A 22,546-nucleotide genomic window follows, 5' to 3' on the forward strand; every position below is an offset into this window, starting at 1 on the left:
AGCCCGCTCTCACAGTGGCCGGCGCGGCCCACACACGGTGGGGCCAGCCTGCGATGGCGTCAGTCACCGCACCGCACTATCCCGCTCCGGCACTACGGCTTGCGGGCGATGATCACCTGACTTTTCGCCACGACCGCATCCAGCGCCTGCTTGATCTGCGCGCCACGCGGCGAGTCGAGCACGGTTTTCCAGGTGTCGGCCCAGTGGTTGAGCAGCGGATGGTCGGCGTTGCTGAAGTCCACCTTCGCCTCCCAGAACAGCAGCATCCACATCGACCAGTAGAAGCCGTACGAACTGTGGCTGATGATCTCCAGGCCCGCGTCGCTGACCATTCCCTTGAACTGCTCCTCGCCGATGATCCGGATGTGGTTCGGCTTCTGGAAATACTCCGGCGCGGCGATGTCCTTCTGCAGGTCTTCGGAGCTTGGGTGCGGCACGCTCAGCAGGTACAGCGCCCCCGGCCGGCCGACCCGCACCAGTTCGGCGAGGAACTGCGCCGGGTCGTCGACGTGCTCGATGACTTCGGTGGACACCACGCGGGTAGCGGTGGCGTCGGCGATCGGCAGCGGGTTGCAGTCGGTGACATGGCACTCGACGTCGCGCGCCGGCGTGTCGCCCAGACGCTGGCGAGTGGCCTCGACCTTGGCGCCGTCGATGTCGGCGATGATGATCTTCGCCCCGCGCATCCCGCAGAAATGCACGTTGCCGCCGTCGCCGCAGCCTACATCCAGCAGGGTGTCGTCGGCCGTCACCGGAAAGCCTGTGAACAGCTCGCCGGTCTCCTGGTTGAACCAGCCGCTGAGCATGGCGTCGCGCAGCCCGAGCATGTACGGATCGACCTTGTCGGCGACCGGGGCGACAGGCTCGGCGGACGGCGCCGCCGTGAGTTTCTTCAAAAGGCTCAGCATGAGGTGGCTCCAGGGGATGGGACGGCGGTGGGAGATGTGCGCAGGCGCCGCACCAGGGCGGCGCCGCGGTTGCGCATGGGCATTTCGATCAGGCGGTAGTTCAGTTCGCTCAGCAGCGCGATCAGGCCGGCGGCGGCCAGGAGCGTGGCGACCGGGTGGCCGCCGAAGTCGGGAAGGCCGGCGGCCTGCAGGCGCCAACTCAGTTCGCGCACCAGTTGATAGGCCGGAATGTGGATCAGGTAAATGCCGTAGGAGCGGCTGCCGATCCACGCCATCAGCCGTTGCGTCCGACCCGCCGGCAGCAGGTAGTTGCCGTTGTACGATGCGATCCACACCAGCGCCGCGCCGAGCACGGCGATCGAGCCGATGCGGTAAGGGGCGAAGGTGAAACGGTCGGTGGCCATGAAGCTCAGCAACGCCGCGACCGCGATCAACGTCGGGAGGCCGAGCCAGGGCCGGCTCAGGAACCTCGGTTCGAAGCGCCGCCACGACGCTTGCGCGCTCCACATCGCCAGCAGCACGCCCAACGCCAGCGCATCGGTGCGGATCACCATCAGCAGCGGCGTGCGCACGGTGAAGAGCTGCACCGCGACCAAGGCGAGCAAGGCCCAGACCAGTCGCTTGCGGCACACCAGGATCAACAGCGGAAACAGCAGGTAGAACTGTTCCTCCAGCGACAGGCTCCAGTAGACGAAACTGCTGCCGTACTCGTAATGGAAAAAACTGTCGGCGAAGCGGAAGTTGGCGTATTGAAACACCCCGGCGAAGGTGGCCTGCACGTTGGCCTGCCAGGTGCCGAAGGCCCCCGAACGGTTGAGGAACACGCAGGCCAGCAGCATCAGCGCCAGCCACAGCCAGGCCGACGGCAGCAGCCGGAACGCCCGGCGCAACCAGAAGTCGCGCACCTGCAGCCACTGCGCCTGGCGGCCTTCGCAACCGCGCAGCACCGGAATCAGGCTGCGGGCGATGACGAACCCGGAGATCGCGAAAAACAGGTCGACGCCCCACCACGGCTGCGCCCAGGCATGGATCGTCTCCAGCAACGGCACCGGATCGGTGAACAGGCTGCCTTGCAGGTGATGGAACAGCACCCCCAGCACCGCAATGGCCCGCAGCACTTCGATGTCCAGGATCCGCCGTTCGCTCATCGGCTCAGGCACCGCAGGTTTGCGCAGGGACCGTCGCGCACAACTCCTGCGCCCGCCCCAGGAAATCGCGCAAGCGCTGCTCCGCCACGGCCTGGCTGCAAAAGGCCTGAAGGCTGCGCACCGCGTGCGCCGACATCTGCGCGTAGCGTTGCGGATCGTGCTTGGCCACCTCGTAGCTGGCCCGGTAGGCGTCGCGCACCGACGCCCAGTCGGTGATGTAGCGCAAGGTCCGGTAGGCCTTGCGCGGGTCGTGGGGCCACGCGGTGAGTTCGTCGGTGGTGCGCACCAGGAACGCGTTGTCCTCGTCCAGGTAATCGATCATCGCCGTGGTGCGCGGGGCCACGGCCGGCTTGCCGCAGGACATGAACTCCATCAGCGGCAGGCATTGCCCTTCGCCGTAGGAGGTGTTCACCACATAGCGGGTCGCCTGCACCAGCCGTTCGTAGTCCGCATCCGCCAGGTAGCCGTGGATCAGCACGATGCGGCAGCGATAGGACTGGTTCTTGTAGAGGTGATGGAGGATGTCGCCGAGCGCCTCTTCGGCGTCGTGATGCGTGAGCTTGAGCACCAGCGTCGCATCCTCGGTGTCGCGGAAGGCGACGCAGAAGGCGCTGAGCATGTCCTCCCAGTTCTTGCGGCCGTCGCCGGGGTTGAACACCGAGGTGTACACCACGCCGTCGAGCACCAGTTCCTGCTCCTGGACCGGCGCCTTGAAGTCGATGGCCTTGCCGCGGCGAAGATGCACCGGGCCGAACGCCTCCAGGTCGAGCTGACGGCTGTCGACCACCAGCCCTTTGATCGTCAAACGCACCGGCCCCGTCTGCGGCCGAGCCTGAGCCGACGTGCCACGGGCGCTGAAGCGGTCCCATACCGGCGCCGGCACGGAGATGATCGGGTAATCGGTTCCCATCGCCTGGTGCACGGCATCGACCGTGTAACCGGAATGCGTGATGGCCGCGGCGCAGGCCTGCAGCACGGTGCGCCAGTCGTTGCGCGGCTCGCCGGCGAACGGCTCGTTGGGGATGGTGCTGAACTCCCAGGCGAACACCGGCAAGGTCGGGCAGGCCAGGTGCACCGGCGTGCGGTGCGGCGGCGAAAAGGACAGGAATACGCAAGGCTCGCCGCGGGCGACGCACTCAAGGTACAGCGCATCGACCTCGCGCTGCGGATCGCGGACTTCGACCACCCGCCCCAGGCGCTCGAGCACGGGCCGATACTCCTTGAGCACGAAGTAATAGCTGTACTCGGAGCGGCCGAGGTTGCGCTCGATGGTGTGCTGGTTGGTTTCGGAATGAATGATGATCAGCATGAGGCGTCTTCCGTAACGGGTGCGGCAACGGCGCTCGACGGCACCAGCCCAAGGAAGTCCGCCAGCCTTTTTTGCACCGGCGCGAACGCACAGTAGGCGCGCATGCGTTCGAGCGCAGCGACGGACAAGTGCCGGTAAGCCTGCGGCTGGCTCTTGGCGAGCCGGTAGCTGTTTTCGTAGGCGTCCTTGAGCGATCCCCAGTCGGGCCGGTGGCGCAGCGTGCGGTAGATGATCCGCGAGTCCTGGGGCCAGATGGTCAGCTCTTCGCTGGACTTGACCACGAACGCCACGCTGTCGTCGATGTAGTCCTCCATGGCCGTATGGTCCGGAGCGATGGCCGGCTTGCCGCTGGCCATGAACTCCATCAGCGGCAGGCACAGGCCTTCGCAGCGCGACGCGTTGACGTAGAAACTGGCGGCCTCGTACAGCCGGGCATATTGGGCATCGTCCAGGTAGCCGTGCATCACCACGACGCGGCACGCGAAAGGCGACAGCTGCGCCAGCAGGGTCATCAACTCGCCGTGATAGGACGCCAGATCGTTCTGGGTGATCTTCAGCACCAGCGTCGCGTCAGGCGTTTCGCGAAACGCCCAGCAGAACGCGGTGATCATCTGGTGCCAGTTCTTGCGGCCGTCCTTGGGGTTGAACACGGTGACGTACACCACCCCGTCGACCCGGGTCTCGACCACCTGCGAGGTGTCCGGCAGGTTCAGCGGCGCAGGCGCAGGCTCAGCCACCGCCTGCGGGCCGGCGATCGCCGGCAGTTGCCGGGCCAGCCACCCGTGGGCCTTGTCCGACAGCAGGTCGCGGATCCCTTCCCAATACCAGTGGTGCAGGAACTTGACCCGCGGCACGCCTTGCTCGCGGCCGAGGTCCAGCGCCCACTGGCGCAGGAAGTGCCGGGCGATGACGAAACGGCGCTTGAGGGTCAAGGGCGGCGGACGCAGCGCCTCGAGCGCCGCTTCCTCTTCCGGCGTCAGCGGCTTGGGCACCAGGTCGTCGGCCGACAGGGCCAGGGTGCGGGTGTCGAAAATGCAGCCCTTGATCGACAGCGTCATGCCCGGGTTCACCGGCGCATCGGCCTGCCGCTCGCGGATGGCGGCAAAGTTCTCCCACAGCGGGGTGGGCAGGACCAGCACGGGAAAGTCGTCGCCCATGGCCCGGCGGATCGCCCGGGCGGTGTGGCTCGACAGCGTGATCACCCGGCCATGGCGCGCCAGCATGCGCGTCCAGTCGTGGCGCGGATCGTCGTCCCACTGCTCGTCGGGGATCGAATCGAACTCCCAGGCGACCACGCAGACCATCGGGCAGGCCAGCTCGGTCGGGGTTTTCTGGGGCGGTGCGAACGACAGGAACAGACAGTCTTCGCCACGGGCGAGCAACTGCCGGTAAAGGGGATCGACTTCGGCCGGGGAAGACACCACATGCACTTGCCCGAGGCTTTCGAGCACCGGCCGGTAGGCCTTGAGCACAAAGTAGTAGCTGTATTCGGGACGTCCCAGGCTCTGGCTGATGGAGTGGTCGTTGACGTCGGAGTAGAGAATGAAATTCATGGCATCCCACGATGAAACAGCCGTCCCGGCCATTTCATTTCATGACGGAGAACTGCAACCGGGCAAGTCGCGGATGGCGCAGGCCCTGGTGTTCGATCCGTCTACGTTCTTGTTTTAGTGGTCAGCTTCACAGGGTTCTCGCGTCGCCCTGCCGAACCTCGGCCAATCGTGACGAGGGGCATTCTAAACACATCCGCCGCGACTTCGTGAACCATCCGGCGCGAATAAATGGGGCAGCGCAAAGCAGAACTGACCGGTCACGGTAAGACTTGTTGAAATTGCTGATTAATTGGCACAGATTGGCAACCAAACAACTACAACAACCTCGCCTGTCCTCTTACAGGGGCTCTAGCTCCGGTCTGACAGACATTCCCCCCAAGCCTGTGGGAAAACGGTGAGAGTTCAAGACCAAGGGATCGCGGTTTGAAAAACTGTCCGTTCGTTCCGGTGACCAAAGGCTCCGGTGAGCCACCTGCCAAGCTGCATCCGGACACGGCCGGCGGGCGTCTGCCGGGGGGCATGTCATGACGCGCCTGCTGGTGGAATGCACCCACGTTTTCCAGCATCCGCAGATCAACTCCGGCATCCAGCGGGTGGTGCGCAACGTCATCAACCAATTGCCGCCCAGCGTGGACGGCGTCGAGTGCGTGCCGGTGGTGTTCCTCAACGGCAAGCTGTACCGCGTGCTGCGCCTGGCCCCCTTGGACACGCCCCTGTCCAACCGCATCGTAGAGTTCGGCGGACGCCTGGAGCGTCTGGCCCATCATTTCCTGCAGTGGTATCAGGCCCGTGACCGCCGCCTCACCAGCCGGATCGCCCGCCGGGCGTTTTACGCAGCCTACCGGCTCAGCGCCATGGCCGCCTTCAGCGTGCCGCTGCGCCTTGTCGAACGGATCAACCGCCATCAACTGCCCAGCCGCTGCGAACCGCTGCAGCATCGGCCGGGGGATCAACTGGTGCTGCTCGACTCCTCGTGGAACCCGGACTTCTTTCCCCACGCCGAACAGCTCAAGCGTGAAGGCGTCGGCATCACGGCCGTGATCTACGACCTCATTCCGCTGACCCACCCGCATTTCTACGACGCGCGCCTGGTGCAGGTCTTCAACACCTGGTTCGACTGGATCACCCGCATCGCCGACGGTTACGTCGCCATTTCGGCGACCGTGCGCGACCAGATGCGCAGCGAACTGGAGCGGCGCCTCGGCCACGCGGCGGCGCGCAAAACCTGGTTCGACTATTTTCACCTGGGCTGCGAGCTGGACCTGAGCGCCGCCGACGCGGCCGTCGAGCCAGGCCTGGAACGCCTGTTCTCCACCCCCGAGCCGGTGTACCTGATGGTCAGCACCATCGAGCCACGCAAGAATCACAGTTACCTGCTCGACGCCTTCGAACGCGCCTGGGCCGCCGGCTCCAAGGCGCGCCTGTGCATCGCCGGGCACATCGGCTGGAAGTGCGAAACGTTGCTTGCGCGGATCCGCAACCACCGCGAGTTCAACCAACGGCTGTTCATGTTCAACGACCTGAACGACACCAGCCTGGAATACGCCTACTCCCGCGCCAGCTCGCTGGTCTTTCCTTCCTACGTCGAAGGCTTCGGCCTGCCGCTGGTGGAAGCGATGCAGCGCGGCTTGCCCGCGATGGGCAGCGACATTCCGGTGTTCCGCGAGATCGGCCGCGAGTTCATGGCCTATTTCGACTTGAACGACCCGCAGACGCTGGCCGACCTGATCGGCGACTTCGAACGCAGCGGCCGCTTCCCGGCAGCCCGTGACGTCGCCGACTGGAAATGGCTCACCTGGCGCGAGGCCAGTGCGCAAATGGCGGCACACACCTTGCGCAACCTGCCGTCCGGCCCTGTCCCGCAACACGTGCATTCCCTTCAATACACCTGAACCGGTCGCCGGCCCCCGGCGAACCGGTTATCCACAGGCCCGTCCGGTCACAGGTCCAGCACCAGGGCCTGGGTTCCGGCGGCCGGCACCGCGCAGCAGATCAGCACATGCCCGTCCTCCGGGCTTTCGGCCGGGGGCTGTGGATAATGCACCGCGCCGCTGACCAGCCGTGTCCGGCACGTGCCGCACGAACCGCCCCGGCAACTGAACTCCGGACGCAGGCCGCGGCTTTCCGCCAGTTCCAGCAGGCTGCCGCCTTCCGGATGCCAACGGGCTTCCTTGGCCGACCGCTCGAACACCACCGGCACCGGGGCAGTGGCCGCCGGCGGCTGATCGATCACCACCGCGTCCGGATCCGCCCGGCGGCGCAACGTCGACGGACCGAAGGTTTCGGCATGGATCTGCGCATCCCGCACATCCAGCGCCAGCAGGCTGTCGTACACGCCTTGGGTAAAGGCGCCGGGGCCGCACAGAACGAAGTCCACCTGATCGAAGTCATCGACCGTCAACAGATTGCGCAGCAGGTCGCCGTCGATCCGTCCGCGCAGGTCGAAGTCCTCGCCTTCGCGCAGGCCGTCCTCGGGTTGACTGAGCAGGCGCAGCACCCGCACCGCGTCCCCGGTGTCCTCCAGCAGCCGGTCCAGCTCGGCGCGGAACGGCTGGTCGGCCAGGCTGCGGGAACTCTGGATGAACCAGGTCGGCCGGATCCGCCGCGTGCGCAGGCCCTGATACACGACCTCACGCAGCATCGACAGCAGCGGCGTGACCCCGACCCCGGCGGCCAGCAGCACCAGAGGCCGCCGCTCCAGCGCCGCCACGGTGAAATGCCCTTGGGGCGCACGCGCCTCCAGCACATCGCCGACACGCACCTGTTCATGCAGATAGGTGGAGATGCGACCTTCACGCTTCACGCTGATCCGGAAGAAATCGTCCGACGGCGCCCCGGACAGGCTGTAGGTGCGGATGTGCGTCTCACCGTCGAGGGTGAAGCGCAGCGGCAAATGCTGGCCGGCCTGAAACACCGGCAGCCCGGCGCCGTCCACCGGCTCCAGATAGAACGAGCGGATGTTGCGGCTCTGCGTCTCGATCCGCGCCACCCGCAACGGCCGCCAGCGGTCGCCCAGCGCCTGGGCCTGCAGGCGCGCCTCGGCCTGGGGCCAGTTGCCGGTCAGCAGGCTGGTGGGCGACATGCCCTCGAAGCGCCAGCGCAAGGCCAACGCCGCCGGCCGCCGCACCAGTTTTTCTACCTCGAACGTCCACAGCCGCTCGGCCCCTTGGAACGCGGCGATCTGCGGATCATCGAGGATCACTTCGGTGCGCCCGCTGAGCTGCAGCAGGTCGCCTGTGGAAAAGTCGATGAACAGCAGCCCCGCCCGGGGGTTGAGCAATAGGTTGCCGAGGGTGTTGAAATGCAGGTTGCCGGCGAAGTCCGGAATGGTCAGGCGATTGCCCTGCACCCGGACGAAACCGGCCTGGCCGCCACGGTGCGAGACGTCCACCGAACGCTGGCCGTCGACCTCGACGTAACTGGCGACAAAGAAGGTGTCGGCCCCTTCGATCAGGGCGCGGGCGTCATCGTCGAGGGCGTCCAGGTGCGTGGCCGGCCGCGTCGCCGGATCCGTCAGCGGCACGCGCTGAAACTGACGCAACTGAATGTACTGCGGACAGTTGCCGAAGGACTGCTCAACCGTCACCTCGAAACCGTCGGCCCCAAGGGCGCCGATGCGCCCGTTGAGCCGGTTGCGGCGGCGGGTGTGCAATTCGATGCCGAGCAGGCCGATGGCGGCGCCGTCCTGCAACGCCGCCGGGTCATCGGCGGCGGGCAGGCCCAGGAAGTGCAGATGCTCCGGATCCGGCGAGCGGGCGAACCCTGGCTCGCCTTCCAGCACGCTGGCCCAGGGCCGGCCTTCGCCATCCACCGCGCCGTACAGCATGAACGGCAGTTGCCGGTAGAACTCGCGGTGCTGGTCCGGCATCCAGGTGCGGATCACCTTGCGCCCGAACGCCTCCATCCGCTCGGCGACGCCGACATGGTTTTGCAGTTGCCGTTCGCCGGCGTGCCAGGGTGAACGTTCCATCACAGAGCCTCCCCTACGCCGCCGGCGCAGTGTGGATGGCCCGGCTCGGCCGGGCCGTGGACATCAGGCGGTTTTCTGCAGGCCGGCCACCGTGCGCGGCATGCCGACGAAACCGGGCAAGGCTTCGACACGCTGCAGCCAAGCGCGGACATTGGCGTAGTCGTCCAGCGACACGTTGCCTTCCGGCGCGTGGGCGATGTAGCTGTAGGCGGACACATCGGCGATGGTCGGCTCCGCACCGGCCAGGTACGGGGTCTTGCCCAGCTCCAGGTCCATGACCTTGAGCAGGTTGTGGGCGCGGGTGATGAGTTCCTCGGCATTCAGTTGCGCGCCGAACACCGTGACCAGCCGCGCCGCCGCCGGACCGAAGGCGATGGGGCCGGCCGCCACCGACAGCCAGCGCTGCACCCGTGCCGCGCCCACCGGGTCGGCCGGCAGCCAGCGGCCGTTGCCGTACTTCTGCGCCAGGTACACCAGGATCGCGTTGGAGTCGGCCAGCACCACGCCGCCGTCGTCGATCACCGGCACTTGGCCAAAGCTGTTGAGGGCGAGAAACGGCGCTTGCTTGTGCTCGCCCTTGGCCAGGTCGACCAGGATCAGTTCGACGGGCAGTTGCAGCAGCGAGAGCATCAACTCCACGCGGTGTGCGTGGCCGGAACGCGGGAAGTTGTACAGTTTGATCGCTTGCATGGTCGACTCCGCAGGAGGAAAGCGCCGCCCGGAATGGGCGACAACCGTGGCGGCCATCTTCCGCCTTTCACCAGACCTATAGAATTACCAGCAAACGCAATCGATTATTTCACTGGGCGAAATAACGCCGCATTTTTCAACCCCGGATGCTCGCGCAGCGCCTTCACGGCGTAGTCGACAAAACTGCGCACCCGCGCCGGCGCCTTGCGCCCACCCTGATACACCACGTGGATCGGCAGCGGCGGCAGCTCGAACTCGGCGAGGACGATCTCCAGTTCGCCGGACGCGATCTTGCCGGCCACCTGATAAGACAGCACCCGCGTCAGCCCAAGCCCCAGGCACGCGGCGGCGATGGCGGCCTGGTTGGCGGTCACCACCAGTCGAGGCTCCGGGCGCACGCTGACCGGTTCGCCGTGCTCGATGAACGGCCAGTTGCGCACCTGACCGATGGAAGAGGTCGCCACCACCGGCGCCCCGGCCAGATCCTGCGGGCTCTCCGGCCGCCCGTGCGCGGCAAAGTACGACGGCGAACCGCAGATCACCCGCCGCACCTCGCCGACCCGGATCGCGTGCTGGTTGCTGTCCGGCAACTCCCCGATGCGCACCGCCACGTCGACGCCCTCCTCGACCATGCTCACCACACGGTCCACCAGCAAGGCATTGATCGACACCTCGGGATACTGCGCCAGGTAACCGGCCATCACCGGCGTGACGAACAGCTCGCCGAACAGCACCGGCGCGGTCACCGTCAACTGCCCACGGGGCCGGGCATGGCTGCCGGCGGCGGAATCCTCGGCCTCCTGCACCTCGGCCAGGATCCGCCGGCAGTCCTCCAGATACCGCTGCCCCGCCTCGCTGACATGCACGCTGCGGGTGGTGCGCACCAGCAACTGCGTGCCGATCCGCTGCTCCAGCGCCGCCACCGCCCGGGTGACACTGGCCGCCGACAACCCCAACCGCCGCGCCGCCGCCGAGAAGCCTTGCTCCTGGGCGACGGCGGTGAAGACCTGCATTTCCTGGAAGCGGTCCATCCTTCGACTCCTAGCTGGCGGAAACCATCCGTTGATGCAGATTCGGGAACAGCAACTGCGCAAACCAGACCGGCAAGCCCGGGTACACATCACGGGCCTTGGGCGTCGCGCTTTCCACCAGGCCAAGCTGCACCAGGCCTTTCAACTGATCCGTCGCCGCCCGGTCGGACAGGCCTGTGAATATCTTGAAATCCGCCCGGCTCAAGACGCCCTGAGTCAGCAGGACATGCATCGCACGTGCGGACTCCAGCTTGATGCCGGCCCTTTTGATCTGCTCATCCCAGGCAAAGACCGTATGCAGCCTTTCGCGCATGTTCGACACGCCCAGCGCCTGTTCGGTGTAGCGCATCTGATCCAGGCAGGTTTCGAGCATGAAGCCGACAAACTCGAACAGTCCCGCCTGCGTCAGCTGTCCTCGACCGTCCAAGTCGCCCCGTCGGGGCTGGTCGGCATTGGCCAGCCTTGCGTAGTAGGTTTCCTGCTGCCGGGCGAGTCCCCGGGACAACGACCACAGCGGCGAAACCAGCCCCAGCTTGTGCAGCTGCAAATGGGTCACCAGTCTGACGGTACGGCCGTTTCCATCGACAAACGGATGCACCCACGCCAATCGGTGGTGATAGGCCATGACGGCCAACAGCCGGCTGCGGGCATCGGGCAAGCGGCCATAGACCTGCTGCATCCGGGCGAGCATCGGCGTCACGGATTGGCTATGCGGCGCCGCGTGGTTGCCCACCGATACTTCACGCCCCGCCACGTCGCGCAACTCGCCGGGCACCAACAGACTGCCGTCACTCAATCTCAACTGATCATCGTTGACGCCCTGAAAGAGCCGCTGGTGGATACGCCCCACGAATCCCGGACTGAACAAGGCCTCCCAAGGAAGATCCTTGTGAAGCGTCAACGCCCGCTCGAACGCCTGCTGCGTGTCGATATGCGTCGTCGCAAGCTCTGCCAGCTCCTTGCGATGACGCTTGGGGGCCGTGGCTGCCAGCGTCACCGGCTCAGTGAACTGGCCTTCGATGAGGTTGCTGTAGAAACTGCTGGTCACCCGCAGCAAGGCCCCCACACGCCGGATCATCTGCGGGGCGACCATCGCGCTGAGCTTCCCCGCCTGAAAGGGCACTTGCTCAGCCAATTGCAGGATTTCGCTCGGAAACACCGGCAGAAGCGGTTCGAGCCAATGGTTTCCAGAGAGGGGTCGAGCGTCCATCAGACCTCCAAAATCGCGGATATTTTTGCGGATTTCAGATTACGCTCAAAGCCCATATTTACCTAGCTGAGAGTCATGTAGGAAGTGTCTCTTTTCTAGGTAGTTTGCGGATATTTTTGCGGGTATTTTCTGGTGCTTTTGAAGGCTGCGGGCCCAGCTTGGGAAGCTTCCCGCGTGGGAGTGCAACCATTTGGCTGCTTGAATTAAAGATTGACACAGAGCGTCGCAAAATCCGGGGGGCTTTAGAGCTAACGCCTGCCACTAGAACCAAAACATAGTCTGACATAGCCTAACGCGTTAGCGAAAAGGTCCTCCGCGCTCCGAAATAGAGTTTGATACAACGAGGGGCAAACTCAGTCATATCTCATCAAGCGAGCAAGGAGCTGACATTGCGCAGAAATCTGAAACACCAGTGCGGCCAAACCTATCTGCTGACAAGCTCATCGATCCACATGGTGCGCCATGAACCAAGTGTGGAGGGGGGACGACGCTAAAGGCCAGAAGCCATCTCGCAAACGAGAAAGTGGCCGAAGCCACTTTATACCGACATGCTCAGCGTATTGTCCTGCCACACATTTCAAACTGTTCATGAAAGGTGTAGGTAGTGGAAATAAATGCGAAAGAGCGGAAACTAAAGCGACTGGATGCAGCTAAAGGGTGGGATCAAGCCTACCTAATCATGCTCCCTCAATGCCAGATCAGTTTCAGCCTTAGGCTCACGCATCCTGGAACGACTACAAAGCCGCTCTTTGGCGGGCCTCTTCTCGTGTCTGAAGCTGCAACTGAAGCTGGGCTTGAATCTCGGTGTACAGCTGAGCCTGCTCGTTATCACGATCGGCTACCGTCACCACCAACGAATAGGGTTCTTTGTCCAGAACGTCCGGATGGTTCCACTCTCGATCCTGTCGGATCACAACGACAAACCATTTCTCGGCAGGATTACGCTGCTTGAAAGTCCACTTTGACGATTGCACAGTGCCGCGACCACGCAATTGAGCAGAGATGTCTCGGTTTGGCTCGGCGTCATCCCTTCGAGTCTCATTTTCGTCCTGCTTGTCCTTGTTGAAGTAGGCCTGCACTTCGTCAAGTGACGCCCCTTTGACCAAACGGAAACTGATCTGCGTTGCAAGGTAGTCCAGTCGGGTAGTTCGTACCGCCGGAGAATAGGCCAGAGTGACGCATAACTCCCTGAGTCCTCTGGTCTTTCGCAGATAGGTTGAAGGAAGAGGAAGCTCATAAAACTGGCAAGCATCTTTCTCAATGCTCTCTTCGCACATGAGGACGACGCACTGATCTGAAGATCGGAACAAGTCACTCTCATTCACCTGGCCGTATCCGCCTACGTCACGGGAAATCTCCCGGTTGTAGGTGGCTTTATTGGCCTTGTAGCCCTTGCGCATCTCATCAGAGAAAGTGCTTTCCACCTCATTCGAGAGCGAAGCATGGTTCACCAGCATTGCACGCAAAAGATTGGCTGACGCTTCGGGGTATTCGTTCAGCAGGCGGCCTGCCAGGTGAGTAATGTAAGGGGCGGAAAAACTGGTACCGCTAAGCTCTTTAAACAACGTATTGCCTTGGAACTGATGATTCAGGGTCAGCACGCCCAGCCCGCGCATGTCGGTCTTCCACTGCTGATTGTTGTAATGCACTGGGCACGCCAGATTCCCACCATGGGCGACCAATTCGGGCTTCAGAGCTCCCTTGACGGAAGGACCATGCCTAGTAAAGGGCGAGGGCTGGTTTTCCGATGCGGGAGACAGCTGGTGGATTTCGGGATGACGCTGACTATCAAAAGTGGCGTCATGCCGGGAAATGCTACCCACTGTGAGCACATTCAAAGCAGGCGCAGGGTCAATGATGACACTGCATTCATGCAGGAGATATTCGGGATACTCTTCCCGCCAACTGTTCAAGGGCACGGGCGGCTCCTCAGAGCCCATGAAATTGCCGGTGGAAACGACGAATAGCACGTTATGTTTGCGTGCAAGCACATCGAGGATGTAAGCCAATCCGCGAATGTGGGTACCGTCGTAAGGAGCGTTGGTGTTGCCCAGAGACAAATTGAAGATCCGACAGCCCAGTCTAACAAAGTGCTCCACTGCCTCAGTCAGTGTCGCTTCGACCGTGTGCTCGTCATAAACGGCATTTTGGGTATCGGGACATTTGCGCATGACCTTGCCGTTGTAGAGCCAGAACTGCGGATGCCAGTAGTTACTTTGATCACAGGCTTCCACATCGCCATACAGCGCAATACCGGCCACAGCGGTCCCATGCCCTGCCTCATCGAAGGCATCCTGATCAGCGACGAACGACTCACTTTCCGCAATGGCGGATCGGAGCAATGGGTGGTTGGTGTTGATGCCGCTGTCCAGAATGCATACACGGGCGGCATCGTCAGCGGGGCGTGGGAGATTCGCTGGAATTTGCGCAATGTCGCGGTTCAGCTGCGGATAGGAAATGCCAGTTTGAGGAATTAAATCGACCAGACGCACGTCGCTATGGTTGAGCAGCCCTTGCGCCTGATCATTATTCACCTCGACGCGATACATCACCAGACTGTCGAAGTTGAGCTTATGGATGGTCTTGATATCACTTTCAACCAGCCATTTCTCAAAGGCGGTACACAGGCGAATGCGTGCGGGATGATTGGCCACCTGATGCGGCCAGAGCTCAACGTCCAGTTTGAATGTTTCGGTGTCTGGAAGGCCAATGTGCCGCAAGGCCCAGCTTTTACGATCGTCCTCAGACCAGGCGTCGATACCCTCGATCGCCTCCAAGATCTGTTTGTAGCTGACGTTTTGCCCAATCACACCCAGCTTTCTCAGGTGGTCTTGAAAGATGGCCAAGCCGGCTTCGGTCGCGAAGACCACGCACACCTGTTTGCCTTCCTGACTGATGAACTCCAAGCCGTGCTTTTGAAGATTTTCAAACGTCATTGCACCGTCGTATTGCAGTTTGAATACAAACGGAGAGTTTTCTGCAGACTTGTACTGCCTGGCGGCGATACCGGCTGCCGTCGCGAAGTAGCCATTAAGCTTCTGGCCATGCCCACGTAAATCATCACGTTTAGTGAACCTTGGTGGGTTCTTCGTGCGACGACGATTGTCCAGGTTTTCGCGCTCAAAGCTCAGGTGCTTATAAGTTGCCAATTCATCATCCTTGATAACAGGTTAGTGCTTGCGAAGTCCCTCACGCACCAAAGCGTTTCGCAGTTCTTTGACCGTGAGGAACTCCTGATTGCGCAATATCATACGCTTAACGGCGCGCCGAACAACTCGTTCTACGTCAGCTCCGCTTTTGCCATCAAATTCTTTCAGCAACTCAGCGTCGTCCAACTCAAACTGACGACGAATACCGCGCAACTTAAGCTGCAACAAAGCTGTTAGTTGCTTGTGATCAGGCAGCGGAAATTCGATAGCGTCATCAAACCGGCGCCAAATTGCTGAATCGAGAATATTCTCGTGGTTAGTCGCTGCCAGAATGAGACTTTGACCGTCGTAGGCGTCCATCATTTGGAGGACGGCATTGACGACACGCCGAAGCTCGCCGTGCTCACCGCTATCACCACGTTCTTTCCCGATTGCATCAAACTCATCAAAAAGAACGACCAGCTGATGTTTGGCAATGAACTCGAAAACCTTGCGCAAATTGGCCGCTGTTTCACCCAAGAACGAGGAGACCAAGGCATCGAGACGGACAATGGCAAGTGGACGATCCAACTCGAAAGCAATGACTTCAGCGGCCAGCGTCTTACCGCATCCCGGCGGGCCGAAGAAAATCACCTTGCCAGACGGCTTCATACCATAGCTTCGAAGCACTTCCGCACGCCGATGTTCCTCAAGCATTTCGTCAATCATCGACGCGCTGCTCTCGGGAAGAATGATTTCCTCCAGTGATCGCTTGGGCGGACGAATGTCGAGTAGAGGAAGTCCGCGTTCTTTATCGACAGGAATGTCCGCAGTAAATTGTGGTTTGCGGGCAGACTGAATATGCATATCCCCACCATAGAGGATCTGCTCTAAATCATTTGCCAATAAGTGGTGCTGCTTTTGGCGTTCTTCTTCAATAATAGCTTCCGAGGCCCGACGGAAAGCCGCCTGATCACCAATTGCACCAGCTTTTAAGAGTTGCCGAAGTACCTTTCCATTCGCCATATACATATCCTGCTATCAGGTTGTTTCTCAGAGCCGTCAACTCATGAAACCAATTCTTGCCCTAAGCAGTACAATTAATCGGCTGAATCAATGCGAGCTAACATATGAGGACTCCATTCCATTTTCACACGTCAATATTTTCAAAAACTTTTACACTAAGACATGCGTTAGAGTATCGCTTACGGTGGGTTTTTGTCCAGTATTTCTATCCCCATCCCTAGCTTTTACTGCATCATTCGACGAGCGGCAATCGACATCCAATCGTGAGATCTGGCTCCTCAATGCCAGTGAAAATTGGAATGTGATAAAGCATTGCTGTCATTAATAACGAAAATCGTAAATATTGACCGTACCAATAGAGCACTACCGCCATCCATGTTAATCGATTACTCTGATATGTAAAGCAGCAGTTTTGCTAGGCTATTTCGCGCTCAGCTCACTTCAAATAAAGATTACTTTCACGACGCCAGAAATAATAATTATTAAATTAAATTGTTGGCCTGACAGTTGCACATGAGTGCACCACTCACGTTATCGCTACTCTGATCTCCTCCGTATTTTTCTCAAAACGATGGTCGTTAGCCTTCCTTGGACATACATAATGTCGTAATACTGGCGCGCGCATAGCAAAACGAGAATCCAGGTACGTGCCCTGGATAGCCGATCACGCTGAAAACAAAGGATGGAACAGTGACTGAAGTGAACCCACATGGCTTTATCTTCATCTCGTACGCTTGGGGCGACGGGTTTGAGAGCAAGGAATGGGTACGCAAACACGTCCTCACCCCACTCAGTTGGGACCATGACGTGTTTTGGGATCGGGATAGCATTGCTTTAGGAGAATCGATTGATGGGATCATTGCCAAGGCTCTGTCCAAGCGGCCAATTTTGATCCTCTGCTTATGTGACAATGCTTACGTGAATGCAGCCAAACAAGATGGCAGGGGACTTGACCGCGAGCTGAAAATGTTGACAGAGATAGCGGATGAGCCGGACGTACGTATCGTGCCGATCATCTTGGAAACCGGCTGTGTCGACGAGTTGCCGGCACCGTTAAAAGGACGTCTCTACCTTAATTTACAGCCTCTGCATCAGCGAGGCCTCGATATCGGAACGACCCTAAGGGAAATGGCCTACGGCCGAACAGCAGCGCAGCTACAACATGGCATCAGCGCTCGTCTGGCTGACTTCAATCTACGCGAGCGCGCACGTAAATACCTGATGAAGCGTCCAGTCACGATTTGGGGGGATGGGATTAAGCATGACGTGACGGTGTATAGAGAAGGAATGCCTCCACACCTGCTCCAGCCTGCACCCTGGATGTGGCAAAGCAAGAACTGGAACTACATGCTAAACGATGACAGCCCAACCTTCTGTCCGACCAAAGGCCGTTGGTATTGGGCGTATTGTTCATCGTCTATCGAAATGCGCCCGCTAGCGACGGCAGTACTATCGACGTATTTTGATCCGTTGGATGGTGAGGATGCAGAGCCCTGGCTAAACCAAGGTGGCATTGTGCTCGCTCACACCTTTTTCAGGATGATCAAGTACTCCGAACCGTTCACATGCGATGCGACGGACATCATTGGCTGTCTGATGCAACACGATGAAGGCTACGAAGCACTGGAAAAGCTGCTAGATGCGGCAGACCAGACTATTGAAACTGCCTAGCGTTGTTGCAACACAACAGGTAGGTCGCGTGCAGTGGAAACCCGCCGCAGAGCCAAATTCCTCGTCGGGATTGGCAGGTACCCCACTCACCTACTGATTACCGCAATAGCTGCCTTCCATTACGCCCGGCAATCGCAACCGTGGTTGGCGAATCGGCGAGGGGAACGAAGCGCCGTGTTACTCCATCCAGCGCATCGATGCAACCAGCTTCAATGTCGTAGACCCATACATGCAGATATAGACGCCCTTGCTCCAGCGCGAGGGTCACGGATGGATGCGTACGCAAGTTTGTCAGTTGCGCGATAGTATTTTCGCACACGAGACCATCAAGTTTCGCGCGAGGTGTGTCGTAGTCATGTGCGGCATTGATCGCTTTTGCGGCCTCCGAATGACGCAGCCAATTCGCGACAGCCGGAAGATGATCGAGACAGGTACAGCGTGAAATCGCCCCCATTGCTCCGCGGTCCGAATGACCGCTAATCACATTGTCCTGTACACCGAGCACTGCGACCGCATATTCGCACCAACACCGGCGCCGCTGCCGATAGCCTAACGCTAGCTAGTCCCGTCACTGCGGCTAATGCTCAACTAGCCATGACATCGCCGCAGTGAATCTGTAGACACGCCTGTATGTTTCGTACAGAGATCAGTCGCCTTGGGCCATAATTTCCACCATCCGCATCCCACGCACCCAAATCACTCCACCGTCACCGACTTCGCCAAGTTGCGCGGCTGATCCACGTCGGTGCCCTTGAGCACGGCGACGTAGTACGACAGCAGTTGCAGCGGGATGGTGTAGAGAATCGGCGACAGGATGTCGTTGATGTGCGGCATCTGCACCACGTGGGTGCCTTCGCCGTTGGACATCCCGGCCTTTTCGTCGGCGAACACAATGAGTTCGCCGCCGCGGGCGCGGACTTCCTGCAGGTTGGACTTGAGCTTCTCCAGCAGTTCGTTGTTCGGCGCGACGGTGACCACCGGCATGTCGTTGTCCACCAGCGCCAGCGGGCCGTGCTTCAGCTCGCCGGCCGGGTAGGCCTCGGCGTGGATGTAGGAGATCTCCTTGAGTTTCAGGGCCCCTTCCATAGCCACCGGGAATTGCGCGCCACGGCCCAGGAACAGGGTGTGGTTCTTCTCGGCGAACAGCTCGGAGATCTTCTCCACGGTGCTGTCCATGGCCAGGGCCTCGCCGAGGCGGGTCGGCAGGCGGCGCAGTTCTTCCACCAGGGTGGATTCGACGCCGGCGCCCAGGGTGCCGCGCACCTGACCCAGGGACAGGGTGAGCAGCAGCAGGCCCACCAGTTGGGTGGTGAAGGCCTTGGTCGAGGCCACGCCGATTTCGCGGCCGGCCTGGGTCAGCAGGGTCAGGTCGGACTCGCGCACCAGCGAGCTGATGCCGACGTTGCAGATCGCCAGACTGGCGAGGAAGCCCAGTTCCTTGGCGTTGCGCAGCGCGGCCAGGGTGTCGGCGGTTTCGCCGGACTGGGAAATGGTGACGAACAGGGTGTCCGGCTGCACCACCACCTTGCGGTAGCGGAACTCGCTGGCGACTTCGACCTGGCACGGAATGCCGGCCAGCTCTTCGAGCCAGTAACGGGCGACCATGCCGGCGTGGTAGCTGGTGCCGCACGCGACGATCTGCACGTTGCGCACCTTGGCGAACAGTTCGGCGGCCTGCGGGCCGAAGGCTTGAACGAGAACCTGGTCCTGGCTCAGGCGACCTTCCAGGGTGCGTTGCACCACCGTTGGCTGCTCATGGATTTCCTTGAGCATGTAGTGGCGGAACTCGCCCTTGTCGGCGGCTTCTGCGCCGTCGCTGTACTGCACGGTCTGGCGCTCGACGGCCTGGCCGTTGACGTCCCAGATCTGCACGCTGTCGCGGCGGATGTCGGCGATGTCGCCCTCTTCCAGGTACATGAAGCGGTCGGTGACCTGACGCAGGGCCAATTGGTCGGAGGCGAGGAAGTTCTCGCCCAGGCCCAGGCCGATCACCAGCGGGCTGCCGCTGCGGGCGGCGACCACGCGATCGGGCTGCTGCGCGCTGATCACCGCCAGGCCGTAGGCGCCGTGCAGTTCCTTGACGGTGGCCTTGAGGGCGACGGTCAGGTCCTTCAGCTCCTTGAGCTTGTGGTTGAGCAGGTGGGCGATGACTTCGGTGTCGGTGTCCGAGGAAAAGACATACCCGAGCGCCTTCAGTTGTTCGCGCAAGGCTTCGTGGTTCTCGATGATGCCGTTGTGCACCACGGCGATGTCGCCGGAGAAATGCGGGTGGGCGTTACGTTCGCTCGGCGCGCCGTGGGTCGCCCAGCGGGTGTGGGCAATGCCGAGGCGGCCGACCAGCGGATGCTCGGCCAGGGCCGCATCCAGCTCGCTGACCTTGCCCACGCGGCGGGTGCGCTCAAGGGTGTTGGCGTTGGTGTACACCGCCACGCCGGCGCTGTCATAGCCCCGGTATTCGAGGCGCTTGAGGCCTTCGAGCAGGATGGCGGTGATGCTGCGTTCAGCGACGGCGCCGACAATTCCACACATGCTTATTTCTCCTGACTGACAGTCGCGCAAATCAAATTGATGCCGCGGGCCTGTATCTGATCCCGTGCCTCCTGAGGCAGGCGATCATCGGTGATGAGGGTATGGACGCTGCTCCAGGGCAGCTCCAGGTTGGGAATCTTGCGGCCGATCTTGTCGGCCTCGACCATCACGATCACCTCCCGCGCCACTTCGGCCATCACCCGGCTCAGGCCGAGCAGCTCGTTGAACGTCGTGGTGCCGCGCACCAGGTCAATGCCGTCGGCGCCGATGAACAACTGGTCGAAGTCGTATGAGCGTAGTACCTGCTCGGCGACCTGGCCCTGAAAGGACTCCGAATGCGGATCCCAGGTGCCGCCGGTCATCAGCAGCACGGGTTCGTGCTCGAGCTCGCTCAAGGCATTGGCGACGTGAAGGGAGTTGGTCATGACCACCAGGCCCGGCTGATGGCCGAGTTCCGGGATCATGGCGGCGGTGGTGCTGCCGCTGTCGATGATGATGCGGGCGTGCTCGCGGATGCGCGTGACCGCCGCGCGGGCGATGGCCTGCTTGTATTTCGAGACGTTCTGGCTGGTGTCCGCCACCAGTTCCTGCGGCATGGTGATGGCGCCGCCGTAACGGCGCAGCAGCAGGCCATGGCTTTCCAGTGCGGCCAGATCCTTGCGAATCGTAACTTCGGAGGTTTCGAAGCGTTTCGCCAGTTCATCCACGCTCACTTCGCCCTGCTCGTTGAGCAAGGCCAGGATGTTATGGCGCCGTTGGGGCGTGTTGCGTTTCGACATGGCCGATTAAGTTTCGATTCGAAAGATAATGGGCGCAATCAAAACCTATCAGGGGAAAATGGTCAAGCCTGCCGCTGGAATTTATTCTGTGGAAAAGCTTCGCGGGCAAGCCCGCTCCCACCATGATTCTCAAGGAACCTGTTGGAGCGGCTTGCCCGCGAAAGGGAGGAGCCGAGCTGTGCATAACTGTCGGCCCGCCTGCTGATGTGGATAACTCAGCCCTTCTTGATCTTCTCCGGTCGTTTCCAGCCGTCGATGTTGCGCTGTTTCGCACGGCCGACCGCCAATTGGGCCTTATCCACATTCTGGGTGATGGTCGATCCGGCCGCGGTGGTCGCACCGGCAGAGATATCCACAGGCGCCACCAACGAGTTGTTGGAGCCGATGAACACGTCCTCGCCCAGCACGGTCTTCCACTTGTTGGCGCCATCGTAGTTGCAGGTGATGGTGCCGGCGCCGATGTTGGTGCGGGCGCCGATCTGCGCATCGCCCAAGTACGTCAGGTGCCCGGCCTTGGCGCCCTCGCCCATGTGGGCGTTCTTCAGTTCGACGAAGTTACCCACATGGGCCCGGGCTTCCAGCACGGTGCCCGGGCGCAGGCGGGCGAACGGTCCGGCATCGCTGCCTTCGCCCAGCACCGCCCCTTCGAGGTGGCTGTTGGCCTTGACCACCGCGCCCTTGCGCAGGGTGCTGTCCTTGATCACGCAGTTCGGGCCGATGACCACGTCGTCCTCGATGACCACCTTGCCTTCGAGAATGACGTTGATGTCGATCAGCACGTCCCGACCGACGGTCACTTCCCCGCGCACATCGAAACGGGCCGGGTCACGCAGCGTCACGCCCTGGGCCATCAGCCGGCGGCCGGCGCGCAACTGATAGTGGCGCTCCAGTTCGGACAGCTGCTTGCGGTCGTTGGCGCCCTGCACTTCCATCGCGTCGTCTGGCTGCTCGGTGGCCACCACCAGGCCGTCGCTGACCGCCATGGCGATCACATCGGTCAGGTAATACTCGCCCTGGGCGTTGTTGTTGGAGAGCCGGCCCATCCAGTCGCCCATGCGCCGGAACGGCAGGGCCAGAATGCCGGTGTTGCCTTCGGTGATGGCCCGCTGGGCCTCGTTGGCGTCCTTCTGCTCGACGATGGCCGTGACCTTGCCGTCGGCGTCGCGCACGATGCGGCCGTAGCCGGTCGGGTCGTCGAGCTCGACGGTCAGCAGCCCGAGCTGTTCAGGGCCTGCCTGCTTCAGCAGGCGGCGCAGGGTGTCGACCTCGATCAACGGCACATCGCCGTAGAGGATCAGCACGGTATCGGCCTGGATGAACGGCACGGCTTGGGCGACGGCGTGGCCGGTGCCCAGTTGCTTGTCCTGCAGCACGAAATTCAGGTCATCGGCCGCCAGGCGTTCGCGCACCGCATCGGCCCCGTGCCCGATCACCACATGGATGCGCTGCGGCTCCAGCTGGCGGGCGCTGTGGATAACATGGCCGAGCATGGAGTTGCCGGCGATCGGGTGCAGCACCTTCGGCAGCGCCGAACGCATGCGGGTGCCTTGGCCGGCCGCGAGGATAACGATTTCAAGAGACATGACTGGCTACC

At 61.7% G+C, this 22,546-nt stretch carries 15 protein-coding genes and 1 pseudogene; 2 read left to right on the forward strand and 14 right to left on the reverse strand.

Annotated elements, in window-relative coordinates:
- Positions 1 to 92: 92 nt before the first annotated feature.
- Genes CAG31_RS06870 through CAG31_RS06885 form a run of 4 tightly spaced genes read right to left on the reverse strand, consistent with a single transcriptional unit; the run spans position 93 to position 4,918 of the window.
- The gene (locus tag CAG31_RS06870; protein WP_085579219.1) at positions 93 to 908 is read right to left on the reverse strand and encodes a class I SAM-dependent methyltransferase; all 816 of its coding nucleotides are present in this window, start codon (positions 906 to 908) and stop codon (positions 93 to 95) included.
- Positions 902 to 2,056, reverse strand: a complete 1,155-nt coding sequence (locus tag CAG31_RS06875; RefSeq protein ID WP_085579519.1) for an acyltransferase — start codon at positions 2,054 to 2,056, stop codon at positions 902 to 904. Before CAG31_RS06875 ends, CAG31_RS06870 begins: the two co-directional genes overlap by 7 nt.
- A 4-nt stretch (positions 2,057 to 2,060) precedes the next feature.
- Positions 2,061 to 3,365, reverse strand: a complete 1,305-nt coding sequence (locus CAG31_RS06880; RefSeq protein ID WP_085579221.1) for a glycosyltransferase — start codon at positions 3,363 to 3,365, stop codon at positions 2,061 to 2,063.
- Positions 3,359 to 4,918, reverse strand: coding sequence for a glycosyltransferase (locus CAG31_RS06885; protein WP_085579223.1), 1,560 nt, complete (start codon positions 4,916 to 4,918; stop codon positions 3,359 to 3,361). Before CAG31_RS06885 ends, CAG31_RS06880 begins: the two co-directional genes overlap by 7 nt.
- Positions 4,919 to 5,442: 524 nt before the next feature.
- Between CAG31_RS06885 and CAG31_RS06890 the strand changes: the two genes are divergently transcribed.
- On the forward strand, positions 5,443 to 6,810 hold the full coding sequence (locus CAG31_RS06890; RefSeq protein ID WP_085579225.1) for a glycosyltransferase family 1 protein: 1,368 nt from the start codon (positions 5,443 to 5,445) through the stop codon (positions 6,808 to 6,810).
- A 47-nt stretch (positions 6,811 to 6,857) separates the two neighbouring features.
- Here CAG31_RS06890 and CAG31_RS06895 read toward each other — a convergent pair whose 3' ends face one another.
- The 6 genes from CAG31_RS06895 to CAG31_RS06920 all read right to left on the reverse strand — a co-directional run bounded on the left by CAG31_RS06895 (position 6,858) and on the right by CAG31_RS06920 (position 15,973).
- Positions 6,858 to 8,888 carry a pyridoxamine 5'-phosphate oxidase family protein gene (locus CAG31_RS06895; RefSeq protein ID WP_085579227.1) on the reverse strand — a complete coding sequence of 677 codons (2,031 nt, stop codon included), beginning with the start codon at positions 8,886 to 8,888 and terminating at the stop codon, positions 6,858 to 6,860.
- Positions 8,889 to 8,951: 63 nt separating this feature from the next.
- Positions 8,952 to 9,578, reverse strand: coding sequence for a glutathione S-transferase family protein (locus CAG31_RS06900; protein WP_085579229.1), 627 nt, complete (start codon positions 9,576 to 9,578; stop codon positions 8,952 to 8,954).
- Between the two features lie 104 nt (positions 9,579 to 9,682).
- Positions 9,683 to 10,609 carry a LysR family transcriptional regulator gene (locus CAG31_RS06905; protein WP_085579231.1) on the reverse strand — a complete coding sequence of 309 codons (927 nt, stop codon included), beginning with the start codon at positions 10,607 to 10,609 and terminating at the stop codon, positions 9,683 to 9,685.
- A 10-nt stretch (positions 10,610 to 10,619) separates the two neighbouring features.
- Positions 10,620 to 11,819, reverse strand: a complete 1,200-nt coding sequence (locus CAG31_RS06910) for a Fic family protein (RefSeq protein WP_256575514.1) — start codon at positions 11,817 to 11,819, stop codon at positions 10,620 to 10,622.
- Between the two features lie 734 nt (positions 11,820 to 12,553).
- Positions 12,554 to 14,968, reverse strand: coding sequence for a S8 family peptidase (locus CAG31_RS06915; protein ID WP_085579233.1), 2,415 nt, complete (start codon positions 14,966 to 14,968; stop codon positions 12,554 to 12,556).
- Between the two features lie 21 nt (positions 14,969 to 14,989).
- Positions 14,990 to 15,973: an AAA family ATPase gene (locus tag CAG31_RS06920; protein ID WP_085579236.1), complete on the reverse strand. Its 984-nt coding sequence runs from the start codon at positions 15,971 to 15,973 to the stop codon at positions 14,990 to 14,992.
- Between the two features lie 690 nt (positions 15,974 to 16,663).
- Here CAG31_RS06920 and CAG31_RS06925 point away from each other — a divergent pair.
- Positions 16,664 to 17,644, forward strand: coding sequence for a toll/interleukin-1 receptor domain-containing protein (locus tag CAG31_RS06925; protein ID WP_176243859.1), 981 nt, complete (start codon positions 16,664 to 16,666; stop codon positions 17,642 to 17,644).
- Between the two features lie 97 nt (positions 17,645 to 17,741).
- On the opposite strand, the pseudogene CAG31_RS06930 reads toward CAG31_RS06925, so the two are convergent.
- The 4 genes and pseudogenes from CAG31_RS06930 to glmU all read right to left on the reverse strand — a co-directional run.
- Positions 17,742 to 18,164, reverse strand: a pseudogene (locus CAG31_RS06930) (carbonic anhydrase); the annotation flags it as partial.
- Between the two features lie 176 nt (positions 18,165 to 18,340).
- Entirely contained in the window at positions 18,341 to 20,173 is a 1,833-nt protein-coding gene (glmS, locus tag CAG31_RS06935) for a glutamine--fructose-6-phosphate transaminase (isomerizing) (protein WP_085579240.1), read from the reverse strand.
- 2 nt (positions 20,174 to 20,175) lie between these two features.
- Positions 20,176 to 20,952 (reverse strand): DeoR/GlpR family DNA-binding transcription regulator, encoded by a 777-nt coding sequence (locus CAG31_RS06940; protein ID WP_085579242.1) that lies wholly within the window; start codon positions 20,950 to 20,952, stop codon positions 20,176 to 20,178.
- Between the two features lie 215 nt (positions 20,953 to 21,167).
- Entirely contained in the window at positions 21,168 to 22,535 is a 1,368-nt protein-coding gene (gene glmU, locus CAG31_RS06945; RefSeq protein ID WP_085579245.1) for a bifunctional UDP-N-acetylglucosamine diphosphorylase/glucosamine-1-phosphate N-acetyltransferase GlmU, read from the reverse strand.
- Positions 22,536 to 22,546: the final 11 nt, after the last annotated feature.

The organism is Pseudomonas sp. R25(2017), assembly GCF_002112565.1.
GTDB classification, from domain to species: domain Bacteria; phylum Pseudomonadota; class Gammaproteobacteria; order Pseudomonadales; family Pseudomonadaceae; genus Aquipseudomonas; species Aquipseudomonas ekonensis.